General features: G+C 74.5%; 4 protein-coding genes. 1 reads left to right on the top strand and 3 read right to left on the bottom strand.

The annotated features are described in order from the left end of the window. The 3 genes from ABT300_RS40610 to ABT300_RS40600 all read right to left on the bottom strand — a co-directional run. Positions 1–1303, bottom strand: a 1303-nt coding sequence (locus tag ABT300_RS40610) for a vWA domain-containing protein (protein ID WP_351687193.1), incomplete at its 3' end; no start/stop codon positions are given. 65 nt (positions 1304–1368) lie between these two features. Beyond that, the gene (locus ABT300_RS40605; protein ID WP_351687190.1) at positions 1369–3546 is read right to left on the bottom strand and encodes a tetratricopeptide repeat protein; all 2178 of its coding nucleotides are present in this window, start codon (positions 3544–3546) and stop codon (positions 1369–1371) included. A gap of 4 nt (positions 3547–3550) precedes the next feature. Continuing rightward, positions 3551–5251, bottom strand: coding sequence for a S1 family peptidase (locus tag ABT300_RS40600; RefSeq protein WP_351687188.1), 1701 nt, complete (start codon positions 5249–5251; stop codon positions 3551–3553). Between the two features lie 182 nt (positions 5252–5433). Here ABT300_RS40600 and ABT300_RS40595 point away from each other — a divergent pair, with 182 nt between their 5' ends. Beyond that, complete coding sequence (locus ABT300_RS40595; RefSeq protein WP_351687185.1) at positions 5434–5604, top strand: DUF5670 family protein; 171 nt, start codon at positions 5434–5436, stop codon at positions 5602–5604. The last annotated feature ends 79 nt before the right edge of the window (positions 5605–5683 follow it).

Genomic DNA, 5683 nt, shown 5'->3' with positions numbered 1-5683 from the left:
ATTCCGATCTCCGGGTCGAGTCGAGTCCCAGTCGTTGCACCTGCCCGCGGGGGACGTCGCGGCGCAGGTGCGGCAGGTCGTCGGGGCCGGTGACGGACACCGAGCGCAGCAGCCGCAGGCGCGCGGTGTCGTCGAGCTCCGCGGCGAGCCGTAACGCGATGCGCAGTTCCCGGTCGGCGCGTTCGTGTCGCCCCGTCTGCCAGGCGTCGGCGCAGGCCCGCATCGCCATGCCCAGCTCGTGTTCGTTCTCCACGCGGGTGAGGTCGGCGGACGGCGGGATGCCGAATCCGGGTGTCCCGCGCCGCCGTACGACCATGGCCCGGGGCTCGCTGCACGGCACGCGCGTGCCGTCGCTCTGTTCGGCGTGCAGCGTGACGCGGGCGGCGCGCAGGTCCTCCTCGACGGTCAGCGCGTCGGGATCGAAGCGCAGGGACACCTGGTACTGGCGGGTTTCCGGCGGCCAGGAGCCGAGCGGGACGTGGATCTCTTCGCCGTGCTGCCGACGGGCCGTCAACTCCGCCTGCACCGGGCGGGTCTGGCGGACGAATCCCAGCCGGAAACGGCTGTTGAGGCGCAGGCCAAGGTAGACGCGGGGCACGACGATGCGCTGGGCCTGCCGCATGGTGCGGGTGAAGTCCTGTGCGAGGTCGGACGCGGCGACGACGGCTTGCGCGCTGCCGTGCAGGGCCTCGGTGATCCTCAGCAGCTCCGCGTAGTTCCAGTCCTCACCGAGCCCTCGCGCGTCGCAGACGAACCGGTCGGTGCACGTCTCGAGGACGTCTCCCAACTGCTCGGGCGTCTCGTGCTCGTCCTTGCCGTCCGTGTAGAGCACCGCGTGGCGTACGACGGCGGGCGAGGTCACCGACGCGAAGAGGCGGTCCGCGCAGGCCAGCCACCGTCCGATCGCCGTGCCGCCCTCGGCCAGCTGACCGACGATCCGGCTCTTGGCCTCCTGCCGGGCGTCGGCGTCGACCGGCGCGAGGCCGCCGCCGGCGGGGAAGACGACCTCGGCCTCGTGATGGCCCGCGACGATCCCGAGGAGGGTGCCGTCCCGCAGGGCGTCGACGGCCGCGCACATGGCGCGCTTGGCCTCGTCCAGCTTGCCGTGCCCGGCCATGGACAGCGACCGGTCCATGATGAGGACCTCGGCGGTCTGCGTGAGCGTCGCGCGCCCGGGGACGGGCCGGGCCCGGACCGTGACGAGGGCGTCGGCGCGCGTCTCGTCGTGCGCCAGGTCGGCGGGTGCGTCCACGTCCACTTCGAAGCTGAGCCCTGTCAACGGCGGCCTGTCCCCCACCGGCACCACCCGACTGTGTCCCGTGTGTCCCCGTGATGCCTGCGCATCTCCGCATGCCCGTGCGTAGCGACTCAGGAGCTTAGCGTGTCGGGTCCCGCTTCGACATGGGAACGACGGGAACGAGGGGTGCGTCGGCGGAGCGCCGGCCACCTCCAGTCCAGCGCCGGGCGCAGCCGGTTCGCCAGGTCCACCAGGGCCACGTAGGCGCGCTCGGTGGGGGCGTGCGCGCCCAGCCCGCGGACCGCTTCCGACAGCCGCAGCCGGTCGTGGGCGCGCAGGAACTCGGCGTACTCGATCTCCGCCTCGAGACCGGCGGCCGAGGCGTCGTCCGCGTGGAGGCCTTCCAGCGCCGCACGGGAGCCCGCCAGGTCGTCGTGCGTAGGCGGGGCGGACGGCGTCTGCCGGGCGGGGACGGTGACGAGCAGGCGGACGACCGCGACCCGTGCCTCGCGCTCGTAGCGGAACTCCTGGGCGAGCCGTTCCGCGGCGGCCACCGCCGCCGCGCGCCGGCCCGACAGCAGGTGCACCCGGGCCAGTCCGAAACCGGCCGCGCCGAGCGCGGGCGCGGTCTCGAAGACGGCGCCGTAGTGCGAGCGGGCGGCCTCGCGGTCGTCGCGGAACTCGGCGCACAGGCCGAGCGCGAGCTGCGGGATCAGCTCCCCCGGCAGGGCGCGGCGCACCTCGGTGAAGCAGCGGGCGGCTCTGGGCACGTCCTCGCGGGCCAGCGCGATCAGCCCCGAGTACCAGGCGTGCAGCCAGTGCCAGTCGGGCAGTCCCGCGCGCGTCAGCGCCTGTGCGGCCCGGGTGACGTCGTCGCGGCGCAGCGCGAGCCGGCTCTCGGCCAGCGCGTTTCCGGCGGCGTCGCCGATGCGCGGATCATCGGGGTCGGACAGGGGTGTGGGCAGCGCGCCCGCCATGTCGCGCGGGCCCGGACAGGAGAACGGCGCGGGCATGGTCAGCAGGGCGTCCGCGGTCACCGTCGCCCGGACCCAGTGGTCGAGGGGACGCGCCGTGCCCAGCCCGCCGTGCAGGGGCTCGGTCATCGAGCCGAACAGCGCCGACGGTCGGGCCACCTGCCGGCCGGCCGGCGGAGCCGCCACGATCTGCCGGACCACTCCGCTGAGCTGCTCGCCGAACTGGCGTGCCGAGAAGAATCGCCGCTCGGGCACGACGACGTCGGTGGCACGGTCCAGCAGCAGCATCAGCGAGTCCACCCCCGGCGCGGCCCGGTCCGCGCTGTGCGCGCGGCACACTTCCCGCAGGGTCATGCCGAGGCCGTACAGGTCGAATCCGGGAGTGGGACGCACATGCTCCGGGTCGTCCTCGGGGGGCGCGTACGCCTTGGTGTACGCGACGATCGGCCCGGCCTGCTCCTGGGAGCGCACCGCGCCGAAGTCGATGAGCCTGACCCGGTCCAGCGGCGGGGCGGAGCCCGCGGAGCCCTCCTCCCGGAAGCGGATCACGTTGAGCGGTTTGACGTCGCAGTGCAGCAGCCCCCGGGCGTGCAGGTAGTCGAGGGCCTGGAGGATGCGGACGCCGTGCGCGAGGAGCGTCTCGAGCCGGTCTCCGTCGCGCGCCGACAGGGCGACTCCCGGCACGTACTCGAGCACGAGGTGGGGTCCCTCCGGTTCGTAGCCGAGGATGCGGACGATGCTGTCGTGCCGCAGCCCGACCAGCACGTCCCGCTCGTGCTCGGCCGTCCTGGCCACCGACCGGTTCAGCGCCTTGAGGACCACCTGCGTCTCGAGGTTGCGGTCGTGTGCGAGGTAGGCGGCCCCGTAGGCCCCCGAGCCGAGGACCCGCTCGACGTCGTAGCGTCCGGCGATGGTGAGGCCGTGCGGCTGGGCGAAGTCGAAGCGGGTGCCGCAGTGGGCGCAGAAGCCCGCGGTGCGGCCGGGCTCCCCGCCGTGCCCCCGGCCCACGGGCTGCCCGCAGACGGGGTTGGCGCAGAACCGGTGCTCCTCGGCGACGGGGCCGGCGACGGGAGACGGCGGGTCGGGGAGGTCCGCGGCGAGACCTGAATCGATCAGGCCGAGGCCGTACCAGGGGTCCGGGCGCACCTGCGCCACCCCGACGCCGACGCCCCGTGGCACGCCGACGTTCCGTGGCACGCCGACGCTCGGTTCGCGGGCCGCGCCGTCGGGCGGGGAGGCGCGGCCCGGCGGCAGCGGGCGCCGGTCGCACACCGGGCAGAATCCCTCGTCGTCGATCTCGCCCAGGGCGCAGTCGGGGCGGTTGCACCTCGGCAAGGCGTCACCCTTCGTCGATCCGTCGGTTGACCTCGTCGGTGTGGAGCCGGACCAGCCTGCGGGCGGCAGCGAGGTCGATCGGCACGGTCTGCAGCGCGCGGGCCGCGGGCGCGTGCAGCCCGGCGAGCCGCCGGTCCTCCTCGCCGAAGAACCGCGCCGCGCGCACCCGGTGGAGTTCGAGGCTCGTGGCGAGGTCCGCGTGGTCCTCCACCAGCCGCCGCAGGGCCCGGTCGAAGGCGGCGACCTCGGCGCGGGCTTCGAGGGCGCGGTCGTGGACCGCTGTGAGCTCGGGGTTGGGCTCGGTGGTCCGGGCGACGGCGAGCCGGATCCGCAGGCGGGGCGCCGCGCTGCGCGGCGGGCGGGGCGCGCCGAAGAACTTCCCGCCCCACCGCGCCCACAGCCGTGCCGCCGCCTCCTCCTCGGCGGCGAGCTGTCCGACCGCCGTCTGCGCCTGGGTCGGGGTGACGCTGGCGGACGCCGGTCCGACGACGGGCGCCGGGTCGAGGGACACGTCATGGGGGAGGTCTTCGGGGGGCCGGTCCTCGAAGCCCAGGACCAGACGCAGGCCGCTCGAACGGGCCCGGCGGGCCAGCGGCCCCAGCAGATCCCGTACGAGTGCCTCCGGGTCCGCGGCCCGGTCGACGCGCCCCACCACCAGGCACGCGGGAGGCCGACGACGGGCCAGCCGGCGCACCGCGTCCCGGTCGTCGTCCGCGCGCAGTCCGAACCGGCCCGTCAGGTACCTGCGGACGTCGGCGACGGACCGGCCGCAGGCGTCGTACGCCGCGTCGATGGAGCCGAGCCCGAGAACGGTGTCCCCGGGGGCGCCGGTCAGCTCGGCGTCGGACACGGTCGCGCGGGCCGCCGGGTCGGCCGTGCGCACCAGACGCACCAGCCACGAGGAGCCCGCGCCGACCGAGGCGTCGGTGCCGACGGCCACGGTGCCCGACCAGTCGCCGTCGAGCAGCCGCGTCAGCTCCTGGGTGAGCGCGAGGCGCAACGGGTCGTGCAGCACGTCCTGGGGCAGCTCACCGCCGGACGGGCCGAGTTCGTCGGTGCGGTGGCCGCCGGTGAACTCCCGGATGCTCGGCAGGTACGTCAGCAGCGTCTCGGTCGGCAGCATCCAGGCCGCCCGGGCGTCGCCGTTGACGTAGTCGGCCACCACGATGCCGATGACCCTTCCCTTGAACTCGCCGTCCAGCGCGATGACTCCGGCGCCGGAATAGCCCGCCTCGATCCACGGGTCGCCGACGCGGATCTGCCTCAGCAGACCCCATTCGCCCTCCCGTCCGCCGGAACCGGCCAGTTCGGCGTCCGTACCGATGCCGTAGGGCTCGGCCTGCGGAAAGCCGTACACCCGCACCCTGCCGCCGGAGATCGGCACCTTCCACAGGGTGGTCCTGGTGGCGCAGTCGGCGGGCTCGTCGAGTGCGAGCAGCGCCACGTCGCCGCGTCGTGTGCCGTGCTCGTGCACCCATGATCCGGGGACCACGCGCGCGGTGCGCGTCCACTCCGGACTGCACGCCACACTCCTGATCCGTACGCCGGACGCGGCGCCCTGCGGCTGCGCTCTCGCGTACCGGACGACATGCGCGCAGGTCAGCACGTGCCGATCGTCGAGGAGCACCCCGGCGCCGCAGGGCGCCCCGCGCTCGTCGTCCACCCTCACCCGCCACGCGTTCTCGCTGTGGTGATGCAGCGCCATCCCTCCACAGTATGACAACTCCCGCCCCAGGGGCCCGAGATGACCCGAACGCGGCGGGGCCGGGACAGCGGGGCCGGCGCGGCGGGCCGCAGTGCGCCCGCGAGGGCAGATAAGAAAAAGATAAACATCGAGGGCATGCAGGGCTCACGGCGGGGCACTCGGCGGAACGGAGGTTGATAACCATGGTTCCCTTGCTGCTGGTTCTTCTGCTCGCCCTGGTCCTCTTCGGCGCCGGGTTCGCCCTCAAGGCCCTGTGGTGGATCGCCGTGATCGTCCTCGTGGTCTGGCTGGTCGGCTTCTTCGCCCGCTCGACCGGGGCAGGCGGGGCACGGGGTCGCTGGTACCGCTGGTAGAGCGGGCCGGCACAGGCCGCCGGGCACGCTGTGGCGTGGCGTGGCCGTACGAGCGGGGCATACGGGTGGGGCGCACCGG

This window comes from Streptomyces sp. NPDC001027, from assembly GCF_040299045.1.
GTDB lineage: Bacteria > Actinomycetota > Actinomycetes > Streptomycetales > Streptomycetaceae > Streptomyces.
The sequence above is the reverse complement of the archived record's forward strand: the minus strand, read 5'-3'. Positions and strand labels throughout refer to the sequence as shown.

Excerpts from the sequence above, each read along its gene's own strand:
- ABT300_RS40595 (WP_351687185.1), top strand. The coding sequence starts at position 5,434 with ATGGTTCCCTTGCTGCTGGTTCTTCTGCTCGCCCTGGTCCTCTTCGGC.
- ABT300_RS40600 (WP_351687188.1), bottom strand. The coding sequence starts at position 5,251 with ATGGCGCTGCATCACCACAGCGAGAACGCGTGGCGGGTGAGGGTGGAC.